At 59.7% G+C, this 24894-nt stretch carries 22 protein-coding genes, 2 tRNA genes and 1 pseudogene; 14 read left to right on the forward strand and 11 right to left on the reverse strand.

Annotated elements, in window-relative coordinates:
- Positions 1-296 precede the first annotated feature (296 nt).
- The 4 genes from AC1DKH_RS08050 to AC1DKH_RS08065 all read left to right on the forward strand — a co-directional run bounded on the left by AC1DKH_RS08050 (position 297) and on the right by AC1DKH_RS08065 (position 4905).
- Positions 297-373: transfer RNA gene (locus tag AC1DKH_RS08050), tRNA-Met, on the forward strand.
- 232 nt (positions 374-605) lie between these two features.
- Positions 606-682 (forward strand) — tRNA-Met (locus AC1DKH_RS08055).
- 279 nt (positions 683-961) lie between these two features.
- Positions 962-3604: a bifunctional lysylphosphatidylglycerol flippase/synthetase MprF gene (gene mprF, locus AC1DKH_RS08060; protein ID WP_477759810.1), complete on the forward strand. Its 2643-nt coding sequence runs from the start codon at positions 962-964 to the stop codon at positions 3602-3604.
- Positions 3604-4905 (forward strand): virulence factor family protein, encoded by a 1302-nt coding sequence (locus AC1DKH_RS08065; RefSeq protein ID WP_477763866.1) that lies wholly within the window; start codon positions 3604-3606, stop codon positions 4903-4905. The genes mprF and AC1DKH_RS08065 overlap by 1 nt, the downstream gene beginning before the upstream one ends.
- A gap of 251 nt (positions 4906-5156) precedes the next feature.
- Here the strand turns inward: AC1DKH_RS08065 and AC1DKH_RS08070 are convergent, their stop codons facing one another.
- Positions 5157-7058, reverse strand: a complete 1902-nt coding sequence (locus AC1DKH_RS08070; RefSeq protein ID WP_477797905.1) for a potassium transporter Kup — start codon at positions 7056-7058, stop codon at positions 5157-5159.
- 293 nt (positions 7059-7351) lie between these two features.
- Between AC1DKH_RS08070 and rimO the strand changes: the two genes are divergently transcribed.
- From rimO to tsaA, 6 genes and pseudogenes are all read left to right on the forward strand, one after another.
- Positions 7352-8689 carry a 30S ribosomal protein S12 methylthiotransferase RimO gene (rimO, locus tag AC1DKH_RS08075; RefSeq protein WP_477797906.1) on the forward strand — a complete coding sequence of 446 codons (1338 nt, stop codon included), beginning with the start codon at positions 7352-7354 and terminating at the stop codon, positions 8687-8689.
- A 111-nt stretch (positions 8690-8800) separates the two neighbouring features.
- Positions 8801-9274, forward strand: coding sequence for a GNAT family N-acetyltransferase (locus AC1DKH_RS08080; protein ID WP_477797907.1), 474 nt, complete (start codon positions 8801-8803; stop codon positions 9272-9274).
- Between the two features lie 155 nt (positions 9275-9429).
- Complete coding sequence (locus AC1DKH_RS08085) at positions 9430-10140, forward strand: rRNA pseudouridine synthase (protein ID WP_043302481.1); 711 nt, start codon at positions 9430-9432, stop codon at positions 10138-10140.
- Positions 10141-10216: 76 nt separating this feature from the next.
- Positions 10217-10684 (forward strand): YehS family protein, encoded by a 468-nt coding sequence (locus tag AC1DKH_RS08090; RefSeq protein ID WP_477752994.1) that lies wholly within the window; start codon positions 10217-10219, stop codon positions 10682-10684.
- A 204-nt stretch (positions 10685-10888) separates the two neighbouring features.
- Positions 10889-11079, forward strand: a pseudogene (locus AC1DKH_RS08095) (3-oxoacyl-ACP reductase); the annotation flags it as partial.
- Between the two features lie 210 nt (positions 11080-11289).
- On the forward strand, positions 11290-11988 hold the full coding sequence (tsaA, locus tag AC1DKH_RS08100) for a tRNA (N6-threonylcarbamoyladenosine(37)-N6)-methyltransferase TrmO (RefSeq protein ID WP_477752995.1): 699 nt from the start codon (positions 11290-11292) through the stop codon (positions 11986-11988).
- Positions 11989-12171: 183 nt separating this feature from the next.
- Here tsaA and fpr read toward each other — a convergent pair whose 3' ends face one another.
- Complete coding sequence (gene fpr / locus AC1DKH_RS08105) at positions 12172-12951, reverse strand: ferredoxin-NADP reductase (protein WP_003443014.1); 780 nt, start codon at positions 12949-12951, stop codon at positions 12172-12174.
- Positions 12952-13097: 146 nt separating this feature from the next.
- Here fpr and AC1DKH_RS08110 point away from each other — a divergent pair, with 146 nt between their 5' ends.
- Positions 13098-14024 carry a LysR family transcriptional regulator gene (locus tag AC1DKH_RS08110; protein WP_046041182.1) on the forward strand — a complete coding sequence of 309 codons (927 nt, stop codon included), beginning with the start codon at positions 13098-13100 and terminating at the stop codon, positions 14022-14024.
- Here AC1DKH_RS08110 and AC1DKH_RS08115 read toward each other — a convergent pair.
- The 3 genes from AC1DKH_RS08115 to AC1DKH_RS08125 all read right to left on the reverse strand — a co-directional run bounded on the left by AC1DKH_RS08115 (position 14021) and on the right by AC1DKH_RS08125 (position 16086).
- Positions 14021-14383, reverse strand: coding sequence for a diacylglycerol kinase (locus AC1DKH_RS08115; RefSeq protein WP_477752996.1), 363 nt, complete (start codon positions 14381-14383; stop codon positions 14021-14023). The two genes, AC1DKH_RS08110 and AC1DKH_RS08115, sit on opposite strands and share 4 nt — an antisense overlap.
- A gap of 75 nt (positions 14384-14458) precedes the next feature.
- The gene (erdR, locus tag AC1DKH_RS08120) at positions 14459-15109 is read right to left on the reverse strand and encodes a response regulator transcription factor ErdR (RefSeq protein WP_477759812.1); all 651 of its coding nucleotides are present in this window, start codon (positions 15107-15109) and stop codon (positions 14459-14461) included.
- 218 nt (positions 15110-15327) lie between these two features.
- Entirely contained in the window at positions 15328-16086 is a 759-nt protein-coding gene (locus AC1DKH_RS08125) for a tRNA-uridine aminocarboxypropyltransferase (protein ID WP_477797908.1), read from the reverse strand.
- Between the two features lie 188 nt (positions 16087-16274).
- On the opposite strand from AC1DKH_RS08125, the gene AC1DKH_RS08130 reads away from it, so the two are divergent.
- Positions 16275-16697: a quorum-sensing-regulated virulence factor family protein gene (locus AC1DKH_RS08130; protein WP_007990204.1), complete on the forward strand. Its 423-nt coding sequence runs from the start codon at positions 16275-16277 to the stop codon at positions 16695-16697.
- On the opposite strand, the gene AC1DKH_RS08135 is transcribed toward AC1DKH_RS08130, so the two are convergent.
- Positions 16698-16892 carry a hypothetical protein gene (locus AC1DKH_RS08135; protein ID WP_218430242.1) on the reverse strand — a complete coding sequence of 65 codons (195 nt, stop codon included), beginning with the start codon at positions 16890-16892 and terminating at the stop codon, positions 16698-16700.
- A 481-nt stretch (positions 16893-17373) separates the two neighbouring features.
- Here AC1DKH_RS08135 and AC1DKH_RS08140 point away from each other — a divergent pair, with 481 nt between their 5' ends.
- Positions 17374-18492: an LOG family protein gene (locus AC1DKH_RS08140; protein WP_477797909.1), complete on the forward strand. Its 1119-nt coding sequence runs from the start codon at positions 17374-17376 to the stop codon at positions 18490-18492.
- Positions 18493-18537: 45 nt separating this feature from the next.
- Here the strand turns inward: AC1DKH_RS08140 and recX are convergent, their stop codons facing one another.
- From recX to AC1DKH_RS08165, 5 genes are all read right to left on the reverse strand, one after another.
- Positions 18538-19005, reverse strand: coding sequence for a recombination regulator RecX (gene recX / locus AC1DKH_RS08145; protein ID WP_477753000.1), 468 nt, complete (start codon positions 19003-19005; stop codon positions 18538-18540).
- Between the two features lie 8 nt (positions 19006-19013).
- Complete coding sequence (recA, locus tag AC1DKH_RS08150) at positions 19014-20072, reverse strand: recombinase RecA (RefSeq protein WP_477753001.1); 1059 nt, start codon at positions 20070-20072, stop codon at positions 19014-19016.
- A gap of 83 nt (positions 20073-20155) precedes the next feature.
- The gene (locus tag AC1DKH_RS08155; RefSeq protein ID WP_008054081.1) at positions 20156-20656 is read right to left on the reverse strand and encodes a CinA family protein; all 501 of its coding nucleotides are present in this window, start codon (positions 20654-20656) and stop codon (positions 20156-20158) included.
- Between the two features lie 118 nt (positions 20657-20774).
- Positions 20775-21116, reverse strand: coding sequence for a phage holin family protein (locus AC1DKH_RS08160; protein WP_477753002.1), 342 nt, complete (start codon positions 21114-21116; stop codon positions 20775-20777).
- Between the two features lie 172 nt (positions 21117-21288).
- Entirely contained in the window at positions 21289-22023 is a 735-nt protein-coding gene (locus tag AC1DKH_RS08165; protein ID WP_477753009.1) for a LexA family transcriptional regulator, read from the reverse strand.
- A 208-nt stretch (positions 22024-22231) separates the two neighbouring features.
- On the opposite strand from AC1DKH_RS08165, the gene mutS reads away from it, so the two are divergent.
- The gene (mutS, locus tag AC1DKH_RS08170; RefSeq protein ID WP_477753003.1) at positions 22232-24811 is read left to right on the forward strand and encodes a DNA mismatch repair protein MutS; all 2580 of its coding nucleotides are present in this window, start codon (positions 22232-22234) and stop codon (positions 24809-24811) included.
- The last annotated feature ends 83 nt before the right edge of the window (positions 24812-24894 follow it).

The following is a 24894-nucleotide window of genomic DNA, read 5'->3' on the forward strand; positions in this document are numbered from 1 at the left end:
AAGCCGTGTTCATGGCAAAGAAAAGGCGTCATGGCATGCCGGACAAACAGTATCTCACTGACACCTGTATATAGCACCAGTAGTCTGAATGTTCTTTTCCAATCGTAGGAAGATTCGATTGTGAATTTATTTTCTCAATCGAAAAATTACTTTCAATAGACGCGCAGGCCTTGCCCTGCCTGCCTCACAGACCGATCGACCTCCCCTTTTGAACGCTAACCGATTGAACGGGAAGAGATTTTATCGGAATTGGAGGTTGACACCCGAGCGCATCTCTATAGAATGAGCCACACAGACGCGGGATGGAGCAGTCTGGTAGCTCGTCGGGCTCATAACCCGAAGGTCGTCGGTTCAAATCCGGCTCCCGCAACCAAACATCAAAAAAGGCTACTCGAAAGAGTGGCCTTTTTTGTGCGCGCTCGTTTTGTAGCGCCGAACGCCGAAACAAGGCCTGGATACTCAATGACACCGAAACCGGAAATCGTTCTGATTCCGAAACTTAGGCCATCGCCGCGACCGTTTGCCGCGATTCAACGTTTATTTGACCTGATTCAGGATTAACGGTTGACACCCCGGCGTATCTCTATAGAATGCCGCCACACAGACGCGGGATGGAGCAGTCTGGTAGCTCGTCGGGCTCATAACCCGAAGGTCGTCGGTTCAAATCCGGCTCCCGCAACCAAACATCAAAAAAGGCTACTCGAAAGAGTGGCCTTTTTTGTATCTGTTGAAAAAGTCCTTTCGCAACAATGACCTGTCACTGTGAAGCAAGCCGTTTGGGGGGCACCCATGCGCCGGGTTCAGACTATGCTCTATTGCAGGCTGAAGCCTTCACGACTGATGACGCGCCGTCCCCGTTGCCCGGTGATAGGCGTTAATATTTGTGATTATTTTTTTCTGCAGGGATTGGTAACTTGGCTGGATACCCCCATCCTGTCGCGCACAATCCAAGAGGTGATTGATGCGCGCCAACTCGTCTGATTCACAAGACACTGTCACAGCGACACAACCGATCAAGGCTGAGCGCCTGCGCCTGCTCGATCGATTGAGCAAATACCGTCAACCCATTGGCCTGGCGGTCACCCTGCTGTTGTTCGCGATCGCGCTGATTGCCTGTCGCCATCTGTTGAGCGAACTCGACCTTTACGCGCTGCACGACTCGATCCTCGAAGTTCCAAAACCTGCCTTGATGGGCGCACTGGCCGCAACGGTGGCGGGTTTCATCATTCTGCTCGGCTACGAATGGTCGGCCAGTCGCTATGCCGGGGTGAGCCTGGCACCGCGCACGTTGGCGCTAGGCGGTTTCACGGCCTTTGCCATCGGCAACGCCATCGGTCTTTCAATGCTGTCGGGCGGTTCGGTTCGCTATCGTCTCTATGCCCGTCATGGCCTGGGAGCGGCTGAAGTCGCCCACATGACGCTGTTCGCCAGCCTCTCGCTGGGTTGCGCCCTGCCGCCGCTGGCCGCCCTGGCGACGCTCAGCGACCTGCCAGCGGCATCCACCGCCCTGGGTCTCTCCGAGACGTTGCTGGGCGTGGTGGCGAGCGCCGTGCTCGTACTGTTTTCGGTGCTGGCCATTGGTATCTACCGTCGTCGGCTGCCGGAACAGCCTTACCCGGACAACCTGCTGGTCAAGGTCGGCCGCCGCACCTTGCGTCTGCCCGGGCGTCGCCTGACGTTCCTGCAATTGGTCATCACTGCCCTGGACGTAGCGGCGGCCGCGACCGTGCTCTATCTGCTGCTGCCAGAAGCACCGCCCTTCGGTGCCTTCCTCTTGGTTTACCTGCTGGCGCTGGCTGCAGGCGTGCTCAGCCATGTGCCGGGCGGTGTCGGGGTGTTCGAAGCCATTTTGCTGGCGGCGTTTTCCGACACCCTGGGTGCTGCGCCACTGGCGGCCGCCCTGCTGCTCTATCGCTTGATCTACGTGGTCCTGCCCTTGCTGGTGGCCTGCCTGCTGTTGCTGATCAACGAAGGTCAGCGCCTGTTCCAGACACGCCAGACGTTGCGCGCGGCCTCAGGCCTGGCGGCTCCGATACTGGCGGTGCTGGTATTCCTGTCCGGTGTTGTCCTGCTCTTTTCCGGCGCCACCCCGGAAATCGACACCCGCCTGGAACACATCGGGTTTCTGATCCCCCATCGACTGGTCGATGCTTCGCACTTTGGTGCCAGCCTGGTCGGCGTTCTTTGCCTGTTGCTGGCCCAGGGGCTGCGTCGCCGGCTGTCGGCCGCGTGGATGCTGACCACCATTCTGTTGCTGGTCGGCGCCCTGCTCTCACTGCTCAAAGGCTTCGACTGGGAGGAAGCCAGCCTGATGGTGCTGACGGCGAGCCTGCTCGGGGTATTCCGCCGCTCGTTCTATCGCCCCAGCCGCCTGACCGAAGTACCGTTCTCGCCGCTGTACCTGGTGGCCAGCCTGTGCGTGCTCGGTGCGTCGATCTGGTTGCTGCTGTTCGCCTATCAGGACGTTCCGTACAGCCACCAGCTCTGGTGGCAGTTCACCCTCGACGCCGACGCCCCCCGCGGCCTGCGTTCGCTGCTCGGTGCCGCAGTGCTGCTGGTGGTGGTGTCGCTGACCTGGCTGCTGCGCACCGCGCGTCCGGTCATTCACCTGCCGACGCCCGACGAACTGGAGCGCGCCAGCAAGATCCTCATGGCATCGGCCCAACCGGATGGCGGCCTGGCCCTGACCGGTGACAAGGCGCTGCTGTTTCACCCCAACGACGAGGCGTTCCTGATGTACGCCCGCCGTGGCCGCAGCCTGGTGGCGTTGTATGACCCGATCGGCCCGGGCCAGCAACGGGCGGAAATGATCTGGCAGTTCCGCGATCTGTGCGACATCCACCATGCCCGTCCCGTGTTCTATCAAGTGCGCGCAGAGAACCTGCCGTACTACATGGACATCGGCCTGACCGCGATCAAGCTCGGCGAAGAAGCCCGGGTCGACCTCAAGCGTTTTGATCTCGAAGCCAAGGGCAAAGAGATGAAAGACCTGCGCTACACCTGGAACCGAGGCACCCGTGACGGCCTGTCCCTGGAAATCCATGAGCCGGGCCACGCGCCGATGGATGAGCTCAAGGTGATTTCCGACGCCTGGCTGACCGGCAAGAACGTCCGGGAGAAAGGCTTTTCGCTGGGCCGCTTCAGCGATGACTACCTCAAGTATTTCCGCATCGCGGTGATACGCTTCGAAGGACGCCCGGTGGCGTTCGCCAACCTGCTCGAGACCTACGGCCATGACCTGGCAAGCCTCGACCTGATGCGCGCGCACCCGGATGCCCCGAAGCTGACCATGGAGTTCATGATGGTCGGCCTGATTCAACATTATAAAAACCATGGGTACGCGCGTTTCAGCCTGGGCATGGTGCCGTTGTCGGGGTTGCAACCCCGTCGCGGCGCGCCATTGACCCAGCGCCTGGGCTCGATGGTATTCCGCCGTGGTGAGCAGCTGTACAACTTCCAGGGCTTGCGCCGCTTCAAAGACAAGTTCCAGCCTGATTGGGAACCCCGTTATATGGCCGTGCCCGCCGGACTCGATCCGCTGGTTGCGCTGGCCGACACTGCTGCCCTGATCGCGGGTGGCTTGACCGGATTGGTGAAACGCTGATGATTCAACGCTCCTTGCGGTATGTATTGGGCACACTGGTGATTGTGGCCCTGGTTCTCGGTGGCGGTTACTGGTACCTGAAACGCCCGGCACCGGAACCGACCCTCGAATTGCTGACCCCGGCCGATGGTGCGGCGATGACCCGTGTCATCCCCGGTACCACGCCACGCGCCCAGGTACTGGTGGCCGTCAACGAAGACCAGAAACTCAGCGACAAGCAATTGATGACCCTCAGCCGCAGTGGCGCGGCGCAGATTGTCCAGGTGATCCTGCCCAAGGACTGCCTGCTGCAAAGCAGAGCCCTGCAATCGGGCCTGAGAGAACTGAAAGGCCCGGCGACCCTGGTCAGCGGCATCGGCCCGGGCGCCGTGCTGGCCTGGCGCTGGTTATCCGAGCAGAAGAACGACAAGGCCCAGGCCGTCTCGGTGGACCTGGCCCTGGAAAAGCCCGGCTGCACGCACCTGCTACCGAAAAGCGCGGCCCACGGCCACTGGCTGGTGGCATGGAACGACAACCCGGACGACACCAGCGCCGGCTTCGTGCGCGACCAGGTCAATGCCGAAACCAGCATCAGCGACTACGACATCAACCTGCCACAAGTGCTGAACAACGAGCTGCGCAAGATCCTCGTCGGTGGTGACAAGGCCGCTGGCGGCCTGCAGATCCCGGTGGTCGAAGTGCCGGCAGGCCAGGCCAGGGACACCGTCACCCTGTTCCTGTCCGGTGACGGCGGCTGGCGCGATCTCGACCGTGACGTGGCGGGCGAGATGGCCAAGATCGGCTACCCGGTGGTCGGTATCGACACCCTGCGCTACTACTGGCAGCACAAGAGCCCGGAGCAAAGTGCGCTGGACCTGGCCGAACTGATGCAACACTACCGGCAGAAATGGGGCACCAAGCGCTTCATCCTGACCGGTTACTCGTTCGGCGCCGATGTCCTGCCAGCGATCTACAATCGTCTGGCCGAGTCGGAGCAGCAACGCGTCGACGCGATCATCCTGCTGGCCTTCGCCCGTACCGGCAGCTTCGAAATCGAAGTCGAAGGCTGGCTCGGCAACGCCGGCAAGGAAGCCGCCACCGGTCCTGAAATGGCCAAACTGCCAGCCGCCAAAGTAGTGTGCATCTACGGTGAAGAAGAAACCGACGAGAGTGGCTGCACCGACAAGACTGCTGTGGGCGAAGCTATCAAGCTGCCTGGCGGCCATCACTTCGACGAGAATTATCCGGCGCTGGCCAAGCGTCTGGTGGATGTGATCGAGAAGCGTCAGGCGAAGGAAGCCGAAGCGACCGCTCAGGAGTGATCCGGACCCGCTGAACAAGAGCCCCCGCTACTTCACGGTAGCGGGGGCTTTTTCATTCTCGAGTGCGCCACCCAACCTGTAGGAGCGGGCTTGCCCGCGAAGACGTCGGTATATTCAACATTTGTCTCACAGACATACCGCTTTCGCTGCGGTGCGGCGATCCGACAAGCCAGCTCCTACAGGATCACGCTGAACCCAGGCACAAAAAAGCCCCCGCCGCCGCAATGGCAACGGGGGCTTTTTGATGAGGCTTACATCTCGACCTGAGTACCCAGCTCAATCACCCGGTTTAGCGGCAGATTGAAGAAACGCAGGTTGCCATTGGCGTTCTGCAACATGAAGGCAAACAACCCCTCGCGCCAACGGGCCATGCCTTCGAGCTTGGAGGCAATGACCGTCTCGCGGCTGAGGAAGTAGGTGGTACGCATCGGGCTGAAATCCAGTTCATCGAGGTGGCACAGTTTCAGCGCCTGCGGTACATCCGGCTCATCGGTGAATCCGAAATGCAGGATTACGCGGAAGAAACCTTCGCCGTAGGAGTCGACCTCGAAGCGCCGTTGTGGTGGCACCCGCGGGATGTCTTCGTAGACCACCGTCAGCAACACCACTTGCTCGTGCAACACCTGGTTATGCAGCAGGTTGTGCAACAACGCGTGGGGCACGGCATCCGGCCGCGCTGTCAGGAACACGGCGGTGCCCTGAACTCGATGCGGCGGTTGTACGGCAATGCTGCTGATGAAGATCGGCAACGGCAGTCCACCCTCATCGAGGCGCTCGACCAGCAGCTGCTTGCCGCGCTTCCAGGTAGTCATCAACACAAACAGCACAATACCGGCGATCACCGGGAAAGCCCCGCCCTGGACGATTTTCGGCACGTTGGCGGCAAAGTACAGGCCGTCCACCAGCAGGAAACCGAGCAGCACCGGAACTGCGAGAAGCGGTGGCCATTTCCACAACAGCAGTATCACTGCCGCCACCAGGATGGTGGTCATCAGCATGGTCCCGGTCACCGCCACACCATAGGCCGAGGCCAGGGCACCGGAGGATTCAAAACCCAGCACCAGCAGCACCACGCCGACCATCAGCGCCCAGTTCACCGCGCCAATGTAGATCTGGCCCTGTTCTGCACTGGAGGTGTGCCGGATGTGCATGCGCGGAATGTAACCGAGCTGGATCGCCTGACGGGTCAGGGAGAACGCACCGGAAATCACCGCTTGCGAGGCAATCACCGTGGCCAGGGTCGACAGGCCGACCAGCGGGATCAATGCCCAGCTGGGTGCCAGCAGGTAGAACGGGTTGCGGGCCGCTTCCGGGTCGCCTAGCAGCAAGGCACCCTGACCAAAATAGTTCAGTACCAACGCCGGCAGCACAAGGATGAACCAGGCACGAGCGATCGGCTTGCGGCCGAAGTGGCCCATGTCCGCGTACAGCGCTTCGGCACCGGTCAATGCCAGTACTACAGCGCCGAGAATTGTCACGCCCATGCCCGGGTGGTCGATGAAGAAGCGCACGCCCCACACCGGATTCATTGCCTGCAATACTTCCGGGTGTTGAAGGATGCCGTAGACGCCCAACGCGCCCAACACCAAAAACCAGGCGACCATGATCGGCCCGAACAGAATGCCGATCCGCGCCGTACCATGACTCTGGATCAGAAACAGCGCGACCAGTACCACCAGCGACAGCGGCACCACCCAATGGTCGATGCCATCGAAGGCCAGGCCCAGGCCTTCAATCGCCGACAGTACGGAGATCGCCGGGGTGATCATGCTGTCGCCATAGAACAACGCCGCGCCGATCAGCCCGCAGACCACCAGCAACGTGCGCAATTTCGCGTGCCCCGCCGCCGCCCGCCGGGCCAGTGCGGTCAAGGCCATGATCCCGCCTTCGCCCTGGTTGTCGGCGCGCAGCACGAACATCATGTACTTGATCGACACAACCCAGATCAGCGACCAGAAGATCAGCGCCAGGATCCCCAGCACCCCGTCATGGTTGACCGGCACGCCATAGCCTCCGGAAAACACTTCTTTGAGGGTGTACAACGGACTGGTGCCGATATCGCCATAAACCACCCCGACTGCCGCGACCAGCATGCCGATCGGCTTCACCGCCGAATGTTCGGCACCTGTAGCCTGACTACTTGCCTGACCCATCCACCACTCCTACTTCTCAGACCCGGGCTTCTTTGAAAGAAGCACTATGCTTTGTCGTGCAGCATGCGCTGTTTTACTTCACGTTACAGACGTTTTGTTGACAGTAAGAAATCAGTAAAGCGTAACGGCGCGAAGCATAGCGCAGCACTCGTCGTATTTCCCTGCATAAAGCTGGTCAAGTGAACGACTCATCGCTAGAATTGCGCACTTTTTGATCAGAGGCGCAGTTCAAGCGCCCGTCCGTCGGTTTTGCCCTGCCCGGCAAACGGCGTCACAAAATACCGAGGTTAGACATGTCCACCACTCCTGCGCCGGCCAATCCAAAGGTTGGCTTCGTATCCCTGGGTTGCCCCAAAGCACTGGTCGACTCCGAGCGCATCCTTACCCAGCTGCGCATGGAAGGCTATGACGTCGTGTCCACCTACCAGGACGCCGACGTCGTAGTGGTCAACACCTGCGGCTTCATCGATTCGGCCAAGGCCGAGTCCCTGGAAGTGATCGGCGAAGCCATCAAGGAAAACGGCAAGGTCATCGTGACCGGCTGCATGGGCGTCGAAGAAGGCAACATTCGCAACGTACACCCGAGCGTGCTGGCCGTGACCGGTCCGCAGCAGTACGAACAAGTGGTCAACGCGGTGCACGAAGTCGTACCGCCACGCCAGGACCACAACCCGCTGATCGACCTGGTGCCGCCGCAAGGCATCAAGCTGACCCCGCGCCACTACGCCTACCTGAAAATTTCCGAAGGCTGCAACCACAGCTGCAGCTTCTGCATCATCCCGTCGATGCGCGGCAAACTGGTCAGCCGTCCGGTCGGTGACGTGCTCGACGAGGCCCAGCGCCTGGTCAAGTCCGGTGTCAAAGAGCTGTTGGTGATCTCGCAAGACACCAGCGCCTATGGCGTCGACGTGAAATACCGCACCGGTTTCTGGAACGGTGCGCCGGTGAAAACCCGCATGACCGAACTCTGCGAGGCCCTGAGCACCCTCGGCGTCTGGGTTCGCCTGCACTACGTTTATCCGTACCCGCACGTTGACGAGCTGATTCCGCTGATGGCCGCCGGCAAGATCCTGCCGTACCTGGACATCCCGTTCCAGCACGCCAGCCCGAAAGTACTGAAGTCGATGAAACGCCCGGCCTTCGAAGACAAGACCCTGGCGCGGATCAAGAACTGGCGCGAAATCTGCCCGGACCTGATCATCCGTTCGACCTTCATCGTCGGCTTCCCGGGCGAAACCGAAGAAGACTTCCAGTACCTGCTGAACTGGCTGACTGAAGCCCAGCTCGACCGCGTCGGCTGCTTCCAGTACTCGCCGGTAGAAGGTGCACCGGCCAATGACCTGGACCTGGAAGTCGTCCCGGACGACGTCAAGCAGGACCGCTGGGAGCGCTTCATGGCGCACCAGCAGGCCATCAGCTCGGCGCGCCTGCAAATGCGCATCGGCCGCGAGATCGAAGTGCTGGTCGATGAAGTCGACGAGCAAGGCGCGGTGGGCCGCTGCTTCTTCGATGCTCCGGAAATCGACGGTAATGTATTCATCGACAACGGCAGCAACCTCAAGCCGGGCGACAAGGTCTGGTGCAAAGTGACCGACGCCAACGAATACGACCTGTGGGCTGAACAGATCTAAACGCAAAAAATACGCAAAGCCCCGCTCTCTTGACGAGATGCGGGGCTTTTTTACGGCTATCGTTTGAGATTGAACGGACTCACATCACTCAAGCATCAGGGGCAGACAGGCATGCGTCAGCATTCGGTCATCCACACGCCGAAACTCGGCGACTACGAAGAACTGACCCGGGTCTGGGAGGCCTCGGTACGCGCTACCCACGACTTTCTGCCGGACAGCTACATCAAACTGCTGAGAAACCTGGTGCTGACCCGCTACCTCGACGCGGTGATGCTGATCTGCACCAAGGATTCGAACCAACGCATCACCGGGTTCGCCGGCGTCGCGGCCGGCAAGATCGAAATGCTCTTCATCGACCCCGACCATCGCGGCCAGGGCCTGGGCAAGAAATTGTTGCGCTATGCCCTGGAACACCTGAATGCCGACGAACTGGACGTCAACGAACAGAACCCGCAAGCCCTGGGCTTTTACTTCAAGCAGGGCTTCGAGGTCATCGGTCGCTCGGAAGTCGATGGCATGGGCCAGCCGTATCCGCTGCTGCACATGCGATTGCGCCAAAACCAGCAAAATTCACGGCATGGATGACACAAAACCGATACCCGTGTAGGAGCTGCCGAAGGCTGCGATCTTTGCTTTTAAGATCAAAAGATCGCAGCCTTCGGCAGCTCCTACAAATGGAACCGGGATTAACCGGCGCCAGGCAGGTACAATGCCTCCCCCCTTTTTGTTACGGCCCTGACATGACTGACCCGATTCGTCTCTCCAAACGCCTCATCGAACTCGTCGGCTGCTCCCGTCGGGAGGCTGAGCTGTTCATCGAGGGCGGCTGGGTCACCGTCGACGGCGAGGTCATCGACGAGCCGCAATTCAAGGTCGACACCCAGAAAGTCGAGCTTGATCCAGAAGCCAAGGCCACCGCGCCGGAACCGGTGACCCTGCTGCTCAATGTGCCCGCCGGCATGGACGCAGACACCGCCATGGCCACCCTCGGCGCCGAGACCTTGAGCGAAGAACACCGCTACGGTAAGCGCCCGTTGCGCGGGCACTTCCTGCGCCTGACCGCCAGCACCGACCTGCAGGCCAACGCCAGCGGTCTGCTGGTGTTCACCCAGGACTGGAAAATCCTGCGCAAACTCACCGCTGACTCCAGCAAGATCGAGCAAGAGTATGTGGTCGAGGTTGAAGGCGAAATGGTGGCTCACGGCCTCAACCGTCTGAACCACGGCCTGACCTACAAGGGCAAGGAATTGCCCGCGGTCAAGGCCAGCTGGCAGAACGAAAACCGCCTGCGCTTTGCCATGAAGAACCCGCAACCGGGCATCATCGCCCAGCTGTGCCAGGCCGTCGGCCTGAAAGTCGTCGCCATCCGCCGCATCCGCATCGGCGGCGTGTCCATCGGCAAAGTGCCCGTGGGGCAATGGCGCTACTTGTCCGGCAAAGAGAAGTTCTAAGGCTCCCCGCGCCGCCACACCTTTCGGCGCTGCTGTTTTCGGCGGCGCCCATAGCTGAATTATCAGGACTGCACACATGATTCATAACGACGTACTGCGCAGCGTGCGCTACATGCTCGACATCAGCGACAAGAAAGTCATCGAGATCATCAAGCTCGGCGGCCTGAACGTGACCCTGCCGGACCTGCTGACCTACCTCGACAAAAAAGAAGAAGACGAGGAAGGCTTCGTACGCTGCCCGGACGAAGTCATGGCGCATTTCCTCGACGGTCTGGTGATCTTCAAGCGTGGCAAGGACGAAAGCCGTCCGCCGCAGCCGATCGAAGTGCCGGTGACCAACAACATCATCCTGAAAAAGCTGCGGGTGGCGTTCGAGCTGAAAGAGGACGACATGCACGCGATCCTCAAGGCCGCCGAGTTCCCGGTGTCCAAGCCTGAACTGAGCGCGTTGTTCCGCAAGTTCGGCCACACCAACTATCGCCCGTGCGGCGACCAGTTGCTGCGCAATTTCCTCAAGGGCCTGACCCTGCGCGTTCGCCTGTAGGAGCTGGCTTGCCAGCGAAGGTCGCAAACGATAACGCGTACTGACTGTATGAACGCGGTGTTCCCTCATCCTTCGCTGGCTAGTCGGAACGCCACATCGCAGTTCCCGCATGGCGCTATGCCCGCTCATTCCGCGCAAAAATAGTGGCTCCGCTGACCGCGGCTGACGACCAGGGTGTAAAGACCTCAGCTCTCAGGATTCGCCATGCATCCCTACTTTTCCCTGCAAGGCCGCACTGCCCTGATGACCGGTGGCACCCGCGGCACCGGTAAAATGATCGCCGAGGTCTATCTCGAGGCGGGCGCCTGGGCGAGCAGATCACTCATCTGGACATTCTGGTGAACAATGCCAGCACCACCTGGGGCGCACTGCTGGAGAGCTACCCTATCAAGGGGTAGCGGCGCTGGCGATCAGTTTGGCGAGTACTGCCGGGGCCTACATGACCGGGAATATCATTCCCCTGGATGGCGGATTCAGCCTTTAAAAGATCGCAGCCTGCGGCAGCTCCTACGCCGAACGAATTCCTCTGTAGGAGCTGCCGCAGGCTGCGATCTTTTGATCTTTGCGGCATCATGCCCTATCTAAATCCACCTCGACCTCAAACCATGACCTACAGCGTTTCCCCCATCGGCTTCGTGCGCTCCTGCTTCAAGGAGAAGTTCGCCATTCCGCGCCAGCCGCAACTGGCCCCGGCCGCCCGTGGCGTGCTGGAACTGGTGGCACCGTTCGATCAAGGGGACGCTGTACAGGGCCTGGAGCAGGTCAGCCATGTATGGCTGTTGTTCCTGTTCCACCAGGCCCTGGAAGAAAAGCCTCGCTTGAAGGTCCGCCCTCCTCGCCTCGGCGGCAACAAATCCATGGGCGTGTTCGCTACCCGCGCCACCCACCGTCCCAATGGCATCGGGCAGTCAGTGGTGAAACTGGACAAGGTCGAAGCCAACCGCTTGTGGATCTCGGGCATCGATCTGCTGGATGGCACGCCGATTCTCGATATCAAACCCTACGTGCCCTACGCCGACATCATCGACACAGCCACCAACAGCATCGCCAGCGCCGCGCCGCAGCTGATCCCCATACAGTGGACGGATACAGCGCTGAAACAGGCTCACGAGCATGCTCAGCGCCTGGAAGAGCCTTTGGTTGAGCTGATCGAGCAATGCCTGGCGCAAGATCCGCGCCCGGCCTATCAAACGCCGGCACCCGCGCGGGAATACGGCGCGCAGTTCTGGGATCTGGATGTGCGCTGGCACTATCCGACACCGGAGCTGATCCGCGTCCTGGAAGTCATTCCTGCAAAGGGCTGAACGCCGGAAACGAATAAGCCCGCATGACCTTCCCAAGTCATGCGGGCTTTTCAGATGCGCTGCAAATCTACTGTAGGAGCGAGCCTGCTCGCGAAAAACCTGAGGACGCCGCTGGGTATCAAGCTTCCCGCGTTATCGTTGACCTCCATCGCGAGCAGGCTCGCTCCTACAAGTGACCTACGGTCACTTCTCGACGAACGCTCGCTCGATCAGGTAATCACCCGGTTCGCGCATCCGCGGCGAAACCTTCAGGCCGAAGCTGTTCAGCACTTCGCTGGTCTCGTCGAGCATGCTCGGGCTGCCGCACAGCATGGCGCGGTCGTCCTGCGGGTTGATCGGTGGCAGGCCGATGTCGCTGAACAGCTTGCCGCTGCGCATCAGGTCGGTCAGGCGACCTTCGTTCTCGAACGGCTCGCGGGTCACGGTCGGGTAGTAGATCAACTTGTCACGCAGTGCTTCGCCGAAGAATTCGTTCTGCGGCAGGTGCTCGGTGATGAACTCGCGGTAAGCGACTTCGTTGACGTAACGCACACCGTGGCACAGGATCACTTTCTCGAAACGCTCGTAGGTTTCCGGGTCCTGGATAACGCTCATGAACGGCGCCAGACCGGTACCGGTGCTGAGCAGGTACAAATGTTTGCCAGGCTTCAAGTCATCCAGTACCAGCGTGCCGGTAGGCTTCTTGCTGATGATGATCTCGTCGCCTTCCTTCAGATGCTGCAACTGCGAAGTCAGCGGACCATCAGGCACCTTGATGCTGAAGAACTCGAGATGCTCTTCCCAGTTCGGGCTGGCAATCGAGTAAGCGCGCATAAGCGGGCGGCCGTTGGGCTGTTGCAGGCCGATCATCACGAACTGACCGTTCTCGAAGCGCAGGCCCGGATCACGGGTGCACTTGAAGCTGAACAGAGTGTCGTTCCAGTGGTGAACACTGAGGACACGCTCGTGGTTCATGTTGCTCATGTACGTGGGACTCCTGGAGATTTGTCTGCGCGTGTTCGGCGTGCTCTGCAAAGAAAGCCAGCTCTGCGCAATTGCATCGCATTCTAAAGGCAGAGACAATATCTGTTAAATGGATTATTAAGATAAGGGTTATCGGTTATATCGATATGCGATTTACTCTCCGTCAACTTCAAGTATTCGTCGCCGTCGCCCAGCAGGAAAGCGTATCCCGTGCCGCGGGCCTGCTCAACCTCTCGCAATCGGCGGCGAGCACCTCGATCACCGAGCTGGAGCGCCAGTGCAGCTGCCAGTTGTTCGACCGCGCCGGCAAACGCCTGAGCCTCAACGCGCTCGGCAAACAACTGTTGCCGCAAGCTGTCGCCCTGCTGGACCAGGCCAAGGAAATCGAAGATCTGCTCAACGGCAAGTCCGGTTTCGGCTCGCTGGCCGTGGGCGCGACCCTGACCATCGGCAATTACCTGGCCACCCTGCTGATCGGCAGCTTCATGCAGCGCCATCCGGAAAGCCAGGTGAAACTGCACGTGCAGAACACTGCCAATATCGTGCAACAAGTGGCCCACTATGAAATTGATCTGGGTCTAATCGAAGGCGACTGCAGCCACCCGGACATCGAAGTACAAAGCTGGGTCGAGGACGAACTGGTGGTGTTTTGCGCCCCTCAGCATCCGCTGGCCAAGCGCGGCACGGCCACCATGGATGAGTTGAGTCACGAAGCCTGGATCTTGCGCGAACAAGGCTCAGGCACGCGGTTGACCTTCGATCAAGCCATGCGCCATCACCGCACTTCATTAAACATTCGCCTGGAGCTCGAGCACACCGAAGCGATCAAGCGCGCGGTGGAGTCAGGTTTGGGGATTGGCTGCATTTCCAGGCTGGCTTTGCGCGACGCATTCCGCCGCGGCAGTCTGGTGCCTGTCGAGACGCCGGATCTGGATCTGGCGCGACAGTTTTATTTCATCTGGCATAAACAGAAGTATCAGACCTCGGCGATGCGCGAGTTCCTCGATCTGTGCCGCGCCTTCACCGCCGGGGTTCAGCGCAGCGACGAGATCGTGCTGCCGACGATCGCCTAGAGCAGAATTACCGCCCACACCAGGGCAATCATGCTCAATGCCACGAACTGGGCGGCACTGCCCATGTCCTTGGCATTCTTGGACAGCGGGTGCCGCTCAAGGGAAATGCGGTCGATGGCCGCTTCCACTGCCGAGTTGAGCAACTCGACGATCAACGCCAGCAGGCATACCGCGATCAACAACGCCCGTTCGACCCGGCTGACATTCAGGAAGAACGAAAGGGGAATCAGGATGACGTTGAGCAATACCAATTGCCGAAAGGCGGCTTCACCGGTGAAGGCTGCGCGCAGGCCGTCCAGCGAATAACTGGAAGCATTGAGAATACGTTTCAGACCGGTCTGGCCTTTGAAAGGTGACATAGAGTGGGCAACTGACAAAAAAGAAGTAGGAAAGCTAGATCAACCAAAGTCAAAAAAGCGTGAAGTTGCCAGCCTTTAATGGCTGGAAATTGACTCAAGTTGTTGCAAGAGCAGCGCGGCCTGGGTCCGGGTCCGCACATTCAGTTTACGGAAAATCGCGGTGACATGCGCCTTGATCGTCGCCTCGGAAACACTCAGCTCGTAGGCGATCTGCTTGTTCAGCAAGCCTTCGCAGACCATGGTCAGCACCCGGAATTGCTGCGGCGTCAGGCTGGCAAGGCCTTCGCTGGCCGCCTTGGCTTCATCCGAGACGCTGACCGCTTCGAACGCCTGCGGCGGCCAGAACACGTCGCCATCGAGAACCGCACGCACGGCTTTCTGGATCACACTCAAGTCGCTGGATTTGGGAATGAAGCCACTGGCGCCGAACTCACGAGACTTGACCATGATGGTCGGCTCTTCCTGGGCCGAAACCATGACTACTGGAATCTGCGGATACTGACCGCGCAGCAGGACCAGTCCGGAAAAACCGTAGGCTCCCGGCATGTTCAGGTCCAGCAGCACCAGATCCCAATCGGATTTTTCCGTCAGGCGCACTTCCAGTTCGGCGATGCTCGCCACTTCCACCAGACGGACATCCGGGCCAAGGCTCAGGGTCAGCGCTTGGTGCAAGGCACTACGAAAAAGTGGGTGGTCATCGGCAATCAGGATTTCGTATGTGGCCATTTTTCAAATGATCCTGTTTTTCATGGGACGCCCGATGCATTCGGGCTTCGCCAGAGCAACTCAAGGTACAGCCACGGAGCCGCACCAACAAAGCACGCTCAACGCAAAAAACGACGTTGCAAACTCTGGCCGCACCCAGATCGGCGCCAAGCATGCCCAGCGAAGCCGGGGTGGTCAAGCAGCATGGCCGGTACACGTTATTGCAGTATGCGCAACAATCAGCCCATCAACGGAGTGACCGGCTGCACATAGGGCATCAACTCGGCGTGCGCCGGGGTCGAAACGTTCATGTCCAACTGATGTTTGGCGTCGAGGTAATGCTGGCTGAACACATCAAAATAGGCATCCAGCGCCGAAGCTGCGGTTACATCGCCTGCAAGGTCGAGGCACAGCGCCGCCACTTCCGCCGTGCACAGATGCTCGCTGCGAGTCGAGCGGCGCAACCGGTAGCGGGAGAGTTTCTCCGGCAGCAGGCTGAGGATCGGCAATCGATCGAAATAGGGGCTCTTGCGAAAGATCTTCCGCGCTTCGGTCCAGGTCGCATCCAACAGAATGAACAATGGACGCTTGGTGCTATCGACATCCACGCTGTTTGTCACACGCTCGGGCTCGACGTACTCACCCGGAAACACCAGGTAAGGCTGCCATTGCGGGTCGGACAACAGCGCCAGCAACTTTGGATCGACCTCGGTACGGGACCAGATGAAGGCATGGTTGTCAGGTACCACGTCGGCGATCAGCCAACCGGTGTTGCTCGGCTTGAACACTTCCTTGTTGGTCATGATCAGGCACACGCCGGAGCGGGTAGCGACCTGCGGACGCCATGCACACAGGCAGTGACTCTCGATCACCCGGCAGTCGCGGCAACGCGGCGCGCGCCAGCCGCGGGCCTGAATCGGCTTGATGCCCTCCTCCTCGCGCTGATCGCGCAAGCGGGCTACGGCATTCAAGGCAAAGCGCGCGGGGGCATGACTCATAGCGGGCAACGCCCACAGAGAAGGGAAATCGACACGAAAAACACTCGACAGGGTGAAAAGTGCCAGCAGTTTACCAGACCGCCCGGCGCAAGCCTGTACCGTCCAGCCCGCCTCCCCTATAATTCGCCGCCACTGAACGCACAGCCACGTGACGGGTCCAACCCCCATCACTGAACCAGGAGAGTTTCATGCTGCGCCTTATCGTTCCTACCGCGGCCATTTTGCTGGCGTCGTCCTTCAATGCTCAGGCTGCGTCCCTGAAAGACACGGAACTGAACAAAATGCTGCAAAACGTCGCCACCCAGAGCAGCGTCGGCACTCCACGAGCGATCAACGAAGACATACTCGATCAAGGCTACACCGTTGAAGGCAAACAGCTGATCAACCATCTGAGCGTGCAGAGCAGCCACGCCGACAAGATGCGTGCAGACCCGAAAGCGGTGTACTTCCAGTTGGGCGCTTCTGTCTGCAGAAACGAAGGGTTTCGCAAGCTGATGGCCAAGGGGGCGATCATGCGTTACGACTTCACCGAGGTGAAGACCAACCGCCCGGTCGGCTCCGCAAGCTTCCAGGAGTCGGATTGCCTGCAACCGGCCAAGAAGAAAAAGTAATCACCGGGAATTGGCGCGCCGTTGTTCATCTTCGGCGCGCAATTCCGCCAGCAGCGCCTGCAAGTAATGCGAACGGCGTTCGCCACCGCGCAAACGCCGGCAGCACTCCTCTTCGAGACTCAAATGATGGGTCTCGGCTGATGACTTCAGCAATCGATACAGTTGCGTATCGATCTCCAGAACGACTCTGGTCATGGTTTCCCGCCTCCCTGCACTTCACTCATGTTTGAGCGATAAATCCTTGAACCGCTTGTACCGCGCGCCCTGTCGTTGACGCAAAGTTGTCGTGTGACACCTGTAACTTAGTAAATCAGAGTGCCGCACATGCGACGTACGTTCAGACGAGCGGTGAAAGCACCTTGCAAATCGTCAATATGCGGTTGCCAGGAAAGACTTTGTGGCGCAATGATCAAGACAGCGCAAATCACTGTGAAGGTCTAGATTTCAGGGTATCCACGTTCACTTTTTCAGGCTGGAAAGGGGCTGGCCGTCGCTTGTCGTGTTGTGCGAACGTTTCTTTCATCCAAGGGAAAAACAGAGCCTGTTTGGATGATCCGATACCTTTCGGGTCAAGTAGATCGCCCAGGCATGGGCCTGGGCAGACAGCGACACATGAAGTGTCGTGGCACCGACTTACGTTGTCGGGCCGAGGGTTCTGTGCAGAAGGAGAAGTTGAATGCCTTACCAACCGAATGACCTCCTGAGCCGTCATTTTGAAGAAAGCGGCCATGACCTCATCAGCAAGGTCGAAGAACAGCTCAAGCTGATTTCACCCAACAGCCCGAACACCCCGATCTACCGCGACATGATCCTGACCGTGCTGCGCATGGCCCAGGAAGACCACAACCGCTGGAATGCCAAAATCACCCTGCAAGCCCTGCGCGAACTGGAACAGGCTTTCCGCGTACTCGAACAATTCAAGGGGCGACGCAAAGTCACCGTTTTCGGCTCGGCCCGCACCCCCACCGAACATCCGCTCTACAGCATGGCCCGGGAGCTCGGCGCTGCGCTGGCGCGCTCGGACATGATGGTCATTACCGGCGCTGGTGGCGGCATCATGGCCGCCGCCCATGATGGCGCTGGCCTGACACACAGCCTGGGGTTCAACATCACGCTGCCCTTCGAGCAACATGCCAACCCCACTGTCGACGGCACGACCAACCTGCTGCCCTTCCATTTCTTCTTCACCCGCAAATTGTTCTTCGTCAAGGAAGCCGACGCCCTGGTGCTGTGCCCCGGCGGCTTCGGTACGCTGGATGAGGCGCTGGAAGTGCTGACGTTGATCCAGACCGGCAAGAGTCCATTGGTGCCAGTGGTGCTACTGGACACGCCGGGCGGCAAATTCTGGCAAGGCGCACTGGACTTCATTCACCAGCAACTGGAGGAAAACCACTACATCCTGCCCACTGACATGAAGCTGGTGAAACTGGTCTACAACGTCGAAGAAGCGGTAGAGCACATCAACCAGTTCTACAGCAACTTCCACTCCAGTCGCTGGCTCAAGCATCAGTTCCTGATTCGCATGAATCACACACTCAGCGACCACGCACTCGAACACATGCAGGAGGCTTTCGCCGACCTGTGCCTGAGCGATCACTTCCATCAGCATGCTTACAGTGGTGAAGAACACAACGAAGCCGAGTTCAGCCATCTGGCGCGGCTGGTCTTCAACTTCAACGCCCGCAATCATGGCCGCCTGCGCGAGCTGGTGGATTACATCAACCTGCCGGAAAACTGGGCACAAACACCCCCCCAGATCCAGCAGCGCATGCGGGAGCCATCCAAGGTTACGTGAGGCATAAAAAAACGGCCCGTTATCGAAATAGCGGGCCGTTTCAGTTCAATCGTCCATCCCTCGACCGCTGAACAGGCGGTTGATCATTTCCATGGAGTATCCCCGATACGCCAGGAACCGGCCTTGTTTGGCTCGCTCCCGGACGTCCGTCGGCAATTGCCCGGAGAACTTGCGCCGCCAGGTATCGGCCAGTTGCTCCTGCCAGTCGATACCGCTCTCACGCAGGGCGAGTTCAATATCGGTGCGCTGCAGGCCGCGCTGGCCCAGCTCTTCACGAATGCGCAAAGGGCCATAACCGGAACGGGCGCGGTAGGAAACGAAACTTTCGAGGTAACGGGCTTCGGACAACAACCCCTCTTCTGTCAACCGGTCGAGTGCTGTTTCGATCATTTCAGGGAGGGCGCCGCGCTGACGCAGTTTACGCGTCAGCTCGACACGACCGTGCTCGCGTCGTGCGAGCAGGTCCATTGCGGTTCGCCGCACCGCGACGAGTGTATCGAGTACGGCGGTCATCGCTTCGATCAGATATCAGCGTCAGCCAGGTCGACTTCGGTCTCTTTGACCGCAGAAGCTTTGGCGTCTGCTACCGATGCAGGCGACAACAGCTTGTCACGCAGTTGCTTCTCCAGCTTTGCCGCGACTTCCGGGTTGTCTGCCAGGAACTTGGCCGAGTTGGCCTTGCCCTGACCGATCTTGGTGCCTTCATAGGCATACCAGGCACCGGACTTCTCGACGAAACCGTGCAGAACACCCAGGTCGATCATCTCACCGTTGAGGTAGATGCCCTTGCCGTAAAGAATCTGGAACTCGGCCTGACGGAACGGCGAAGCCACTTTGTTCTTCACAACCTTGACGCGGGTTTCGCTACCGACGACTTCATCACCTTCTTTCACCGCGCCAGTGCGGCGGATGTCCAGGCGAACCGATGCGTAGAACTTCAGCGCGTTACCACCGGTGGTGGTTTCCGGGCTACCGAACATCACGCCGATTTTCATACGGATCTGGTTGATGAAGATCACCAGGCAGTTGGCGTTCTTGATGTTACCGGTGATTTTACGCAGCGCCTGGGACATCAGACGGGCTTGCAGGCCCACGTGCATGTCACCCATTTCGCCTTCGATTTCAGCCTTTGGCACCAGGGCGGCCACGGAGTCGACGATGATCACGTCAACCGCGTTGGAACGCACCAGCATGTCGGTGATTTCCAGAGCCTGTTCACCGGTGTCCGGCTGGGAAACCAGCAGGTCGTCGACGTTGACGCCCAGCTTGCCGGCGTACTCAGGGTCGAGGGCGTGTTCGGCGTCGACAAATGCGCAGGTCGCGCCGGCTTTTTGAGCCTGGGCGATCACGGACAAGGTCAGCGTGGTTTTACCGGAAGATTCAGGGCCGTAGATTTCAACAATACGGCCTTTTGGCAGACCGCCGATGCCGAGAGCAATGTCCAGACCCAGAGAGCCCGTGGAGATGGCCGGGATCGCCTGACGGTCCTGATCGCCCATACGCATTACGGCACCCTTGCCGAATTGACGTTCGATCTGACCCAGGGCCGCAGCCAAGGCTTTCTTCTTGTTGTCGTCCATTAAAGTCCTCACGTAATCAATAAGGCCTGACGGCCAACACCTGTATAAGTAGCCAGTATTATTCCACAGCGATTCCGGATCGCCTACCCCTGATTTGAGATTTCTGCCGCGGCATACCGCAGCAGCCCCTCTAGCGCGGCCTTCACCGTTTGTCGGCGGACGTCATCGCGATTACCCGGGAAGTGCTGCCGCTCACAGAACACCTGGTCTCCGATGCCCCAGGCCAGCCATACCGTGCCAACCGGCTTGTTCGCCGTTCCACCATCCGGACCGGCGATGCCACTGACCGCGACGGAGAAATACGCGCTGTTTTTCTTCTGCGCCCCCCGGACCATGGCCTCGACCACCTCGCGGCTGACCGCGCCCACGGTGGTGAACAACTCCACCGGGACATCCAGTTGCAGGGTTTTCTGCCGGTTGGAGTAGGTGACATAACCGGCCTCGAACCAGGCCGAACTCCCGGGGATACGGGTAATAGCCTCGGCGATGCCTCCGCCGGTGCAGGACTCCGCCGTGGTGACGTGGGCATTGAGAACCTGCAAGCGTCTGCCGAGTTCGGCGGCGAGCTGGGTGATTTCGTTCACGGTCATCTCCTGATCGGGCGGGATGAGGTTAACCGTACACGAGCAGACCGCACTTGCAAGCGACAGGGCCGATCAAAATGTAAGGAATCAGAGGCTCTGGAAAGGGACTGTCGGAGAATCAATCTTCCACGTCGCCGGGCGGAACATGTCCGCCCCCCATACGCTTGGCCACCCAACGCTCATACAACCCTAGAACCACTTCTGTCCCGGCCATCGCCGCTAAACAGCCACCCGCACAGGCAGCCCAGATGGAAACATTGGCGGCGTGCAGCAGCATGATGACCGAGGCGCCGCAGATCATGCTGGAGCCGGACCGCAGGCTCAGGCGCCGGACAAGGGGCCAGCCACGAACGCCCTCTTTGTCGGCACGCCACATTTCACCGGTAACGCCACCAAGTATTGGCAGGCTGATGACCAGCCACAGAGGCATGTCCAGCAACGCATATTGCTCAGCGGTCATTTCATGCCTCCTTGAGTGAACGGTCACACCGCGTTCTTGAATAGACAGGCATCAGATTATGCATTGATGCATAGACAGTCAATGCATTAACGCATTGTAAATTTGATCCAATGCTTTCAGCACGCAAAAAAAACCCGCTCGGGAAGCGGGCTTTATCTGGACGCAGGGAGTGTCAGCGGGCGTACATGCCCCACCAGAAGACATGCCCCAGGATAACAATCGGCTCCTCCTGGACTTCCTGAAAGGTGTAATCTTCGTCCGGATGCTCATCACGATTGAAGCTGCGCAAGCGAATCCCGGACGGCAGGCGATACAGCTGCTTCACCCGCAATTGACCGTTGTGATTGATTGCATAAAGGTCGCCGTCAACGATATCGCCAATGCCGCACTTGCCGGCATTGACCCCGACCGTGGCGCCGTCGCGCAGTACCGGCAACATGCTGTTGCCCCGTACTGTCACGCATTTTGCCTGGTCGAACTGCACACCGTTATGGCGCAGGCTTCGCTTGCCAAAGCGCAGGCTAGAGCGCTCGCTTTCTTCGATGACGAATCTTCCTGATCCCGCGGCCAATTCAACCTCGCGAAGAAAGGGGACCGACACCTCGTCGTCATCGACAGGGGTATCGTCATCCCACAGACTTATATCCTTGAGTTCCGAATGCACTGGAGCGCGCCCGGCATTTGCGGCAGACGAGACGTCCGCGCGGCCACGCAACTGGTCGGTACTCAAGGAGAAATACTCGGCGATCTTCGAAATATGTTTGTCCGAAGGATCGACGATCTTCCCGCTGAGAATGCGCGAGAGCGTGGATTGAGGCACGCCGGTTCGACGGTGAAGCTCCGTGGGGGAGATCCCGTGCTGATCGAGCAATGCTCTTAATACGGTAGATACGTTGCGTTTTTGCATAACGCGCATAGTGCTTGCTCTTCTCGAAGAAGACAATGCCGATTTGCATAAGTCATGCATATCCAGATTTTAAATGGCAAAGGAAGTCACCCGGCCGTGATGCCTGCGTCGGGTAGACCGCCCATGGTAACCTTGCGCCCATCGCGGAAAAGCCCGGCCGTTGCCCCGCTTTTGCCCCATCTCTTTCAACGAGCTTCCTGACAATCCGATGAATAAAGCCGTCTCCGACCTGTCCTCCCACACCCCGATGATGCAGCAGTACTGGCGCCTGAAAAACCAGCACCCGGACCAGCTGATGTTCTACCGCATGGGCGACTTCTACGAGATCTTCTATGAAGACGCGAAGAAGGCCGCCAAGTTGCTGGACATCACCCTGACGGCCCGCGGGCAGTCGGCTGGCCAGGCGATTCCGATGTGCGGGATTCCTTACCACGCTGCTGAGGGTTACCTGGCAAAACTGGTGAAGCTTGGCGAATCGGTGGTGATCTGCGAGCAGGTCGGCGACCCGGCCACCAGCAAAGGGCCGGTGGAGCGGCAGGTGGTGCGCATCATCACGCCGGGGACGGTGAGTGACGAGGCGCTGCTCGACGAGCGTCGGGACAACCTGATCGCCGCCGTCCTGGGCGATGAGCGCCTGTTCGGCCTGGCGGTGCTGGACATCACCAGCGGCAACTTCAGCGTGCTGGAAATCAAGGGTTGGGAAAACCTGCTGGCAGAACTGGAGCGGGTCAACCCGGTGGAACTGCTGATCCCGGATGACTGGCCCAAGGACTTGCCGGCGGAAAAACGCCGCGGCGTGCGTCGCCGTGCCCCCTGGGATTTCGAGCGCGATTCGGCGCTCAAAAGCCTGTGCCAGCAATTCTCGACCCAGGATCTCAAAGGCTTTGGCTGCGAAAACCTGACCCTGGCCATCGGCGCCGCCGGTTGTCTGCTGGCCTACGCCAAGGAAACCCAGCGCACCGCCCTGCCCCATTTGCGCAGCCTGCGTCATGAGCGCCTGGACGACACCGTGGTGCTCGATGGCGCCAGCCGTCGCAACCTGGAGCTCGACACCAACCTGGCCGGCGGCCGCGACAACACCCTGCAATCGGTGGTGGACCGTTGCCAGACCGCCATGGGCAGTCGACTGCTGACCCGCTGGCTGAATCGCCCGTTGCGCGATTTGACGGTGCTGTTGGCGCGTCAGACCTCGATCACTTGCCTGCTCGACGGTTACCGCTTCGAAAGACTGCAACCGCAACTCAAGGAAATCGGTGACATCGAGCGGATTCTTGCGCGGATCGGTCTGCGCAATGCCCGCCCGCGCGACCTCGCCCGTTTGCGTGACGCCCTCGGCGCACTGCCCGAACTGCAAGTGGCAATGACGGAGCTCGAAGCCCCGCACCTCCAGCAACTCGCGACCATCACCAGCACCTACCCGGAACTGGCGGCACTCCTGGAAAAAGCCATCATCGACAACCCGCCCGCAGTCATTCGTGACGGCGGCGTGCTGAAAACCGGCTACGACAGCGAACTCGACGAACTGCAGTCGCTCAGCGAAAACGCCGGGCAATTCCTGATCGACCTCGAGGCACGGGAAAAGGCCCGCACCGGCCTGTCGCACCTGAAGGTCGGTTACAACCGCATCCACGGTTACTTCATCGAGTTGCCAAGCAAGCAGGCAGAATCGGCACCTGCCGACTATATTCGCCGCCAGACGCTCAAAGGTGCCGAGCGCTTCATTACACCGGAACTCAAAGCGTTCGAAGACAAGGCATTGTCGGCCAAGAGCCGTGCCCTGGCCCGCGAGAAGATGCTGTACGAAGCACTCCTCGAAGACCTGATCGCCCAGCTGCCACCCTTGCAGGACACCGCCGGCGCCCTGGCCGAGCTGGACGTGTTGAGCAACCTGGCCGAGCGTGCGCTGAACCTCGACCTGAACTGCCCGCGCTTCGTCAGCGAACCGTGCATGCGCATCAGCCAGGGTCGTCACCCGGTGGTCGAACAAGTGCTGACCACGCCGTTCGTGGCCAACGACCTGAGCCTGGACGACAACACCCGCATGCTGGTGATCACCGGTCCGAACATGGGCGGTAAATCCACCTACATGCGTCAGACCGCCTTGATTGTGCTCCTGGCGCATATCGGCAGCTTCGTGCCAGCGGCCAGTTGCGAACTGTCGCTGGTCGACCGCATCTTCACCCGGATCGGCTCTAGCGATGACCTGGCCGGCGGGCGTTCGACCTTCATGGTGGAAATGAGCGAAACCGCGAACATTCTGCACAACGCCACCGAGCGCAGCCTGGTTCTGATGGACGAAGTCGGGCGCGGCACCAGCACCTTCGACGGTCTTTCCCTGGCATGGGCGGCGGCCGAACGCCTGGCGCATCTGCGTGCCTACACGCTGTTCGCCACCCACTACTTTGAACTGACCGTCCTGCCGGAAGCCCAGCCACTGGTGGCCAACGTGCACCTCAATGCCACCGAGCACAATGAACGCATCGTGTTCCTGCACCACGTTCTGCCCGGGCCGGCCAGTCAGAGTTATGGCCTGGCCGTTGCGCAGCTGGCGGGCGTACCGAGTGAAGTCATCACCCGTGCTCGCGAGCACTTGAGCCGCCTGGAAGACACCGCCCTGCCCCATGAAGCACCGGCACCGGCCAAAGGCAAACCGGCGGCACCGCAGCAAAGCGACCTGTTTGCCAGCCTGCCGCATCCGGTGCTGGATGACCTGGCCAAGCTCGACCTGGACGACATGACGCCACGTCGTGCTCTCGAAATGCTCTATACACTTAAGACACGGATCTAACGCAGCGGCTTGCAAGCTGTTAGAATCTCGCGCGGTTTGGGATGCTGCTGGCTAATAGCCTGGCTAGCAGACTATCGCTCCCG

The organism is Pseudomonas sp. 05L36 (assembly GCF_056398125.1).

Coding starts and splice junctions, on each gene's coding strand:
- AC1DKH_RS08080 (WP_477797907.1), top strand. CDS start 8,801: ATGCGTCAGCATTCGGTCATCCACACGCCGAAACTCGGCGACTACGAA.
- AC1DKH_RS08165 (WP_477753009.1), bottom strand. CDS start 22,023: ATGCAAAAACGCAACGTATCTACCGTATTAAGAGCATTGCTCGATCAG.
- tsaA (WP_477752995.1), top strand. CDS start 11,290: ATGACCTACAGCGTTTCCCCCATCGGCTTCGTGCGCTCCTGCTTCAAG.
- recX (WP_477753000.1), bottom strand. CDS start 19,005: ATGACCGCCGTACTCGATACACTCGTCGCGGTGCGGCGAACCGCAATG.
- rimO (WP_477797906.1), top strand. CDS start 7,352: ATGTCCACCACTCCTGCGCCGGCCAATCCAAAGGTTGGCTTCGTATCC.
- AC1DKH_RS08135 (WP_218430242.1), bottom strand. CDS start 16,892: ATGACCAGAGTCGTTCTGGAGATCGATACGCAACTGTATCGATTGCTG.
- AC1DKH_RS08160 (WP_477753002.1), bottom strand. CDS start 21,116: ATGACCGCTGAGCAATATGCGTTGCTGGACATGCCTCTGTGGCTGGTC.
- mutS (WP_477753003.1), top strand. CDS start 22,232: ATGAATAAAGCCGTCTCCGACCTGTCCTCCCACACCCCGATGATGCAG.
- AC1DKH_RS08130 (WP_007990204.1), top strand. CDS start 16,275: ATGCTGCGCCTTATCGTTCCTACCGCGGCCATTTTGCTGGCGTCGTCC.
- erdR (WP_477759812.1), bottom strand. CDS start 15,109: ATGGCCACATACGAAATCCTGATTGCCGATGACCACCCACTTTTTCGT.
- AC1DKH_RS08085 (WP_043302481.1), top strand. CDS start 9,430: ATGACTGACCCGATTCGTCTCTCCAAACGCCTCATCGAACTCGTCGGC.
- AC1DKH_RS08070 (WP_477797905.1), bottom strand. CDS start 7,058: ATGGGTCAGGCAAGTAGTCAGGCTACAGGTGCCGAACATTCGGCGGTG.
- AC1DKH_RS08110 (WP_046041182.1), top strand. CDS start 13,098: ATGCGATTTACTCTCCGTCAACTTCAAGTATTCGTCGCCGTCGCCCAG.
- AC1DKH_RS08065 (WP_477763866.1), top strand. CDS start 3,604: ATGATTCAACGCTCCTTGCGGTATGTATTGGGCACACTGGTGATTGTG.
- AC1DKH_RS08140 (WP_477797909.1), top strand. CDS start 17,374: ATGCCTTACCAACCGAATGACCTCCTGAGCCGTCATTTTGAAGAAAGC.
- recA (WP_477753001.1), bottom strand. CDS start 20,072: ATGGACGACAACAAGAAGAAAGCCTTGGCTGCGGCCCTGGGTCAGATC.
- AC1DKH_RS08115 (WP_477752996.1), bottom strand. CDS start 14,383: ATGTCACCTTTCAAAGGCCAGACCGGTCTGAAACGTATTCTCAATGCT.
- AC1DKH_RS08090 (WP_477752994.1), top strand. CDS start 10,217: ATGATTCATAACGACGTACTGCGCAGCGTGCGCTACATGCTCGACATC.
- mprF (WP_477759810.1), top strand. CDS start 962: ATGCGCGCCAACTCGTCTGATTCACAAGACACTGTCACAGCGACACAA.
- AC1DKH_RS08125 (WP_477797908.1), bottom strand. CDS start 16,086: ATGAGTCATGCCCCCGCGCGCTTTGCCTTGAATGCCGTAGCCCGCTTG.
- fpr (WP_003443014.1), bottom strand. CDS start 12,951: ATGAGCAACATGAACCACGAGCGTGTCCTCAGTGTTCACCACTGGAAC.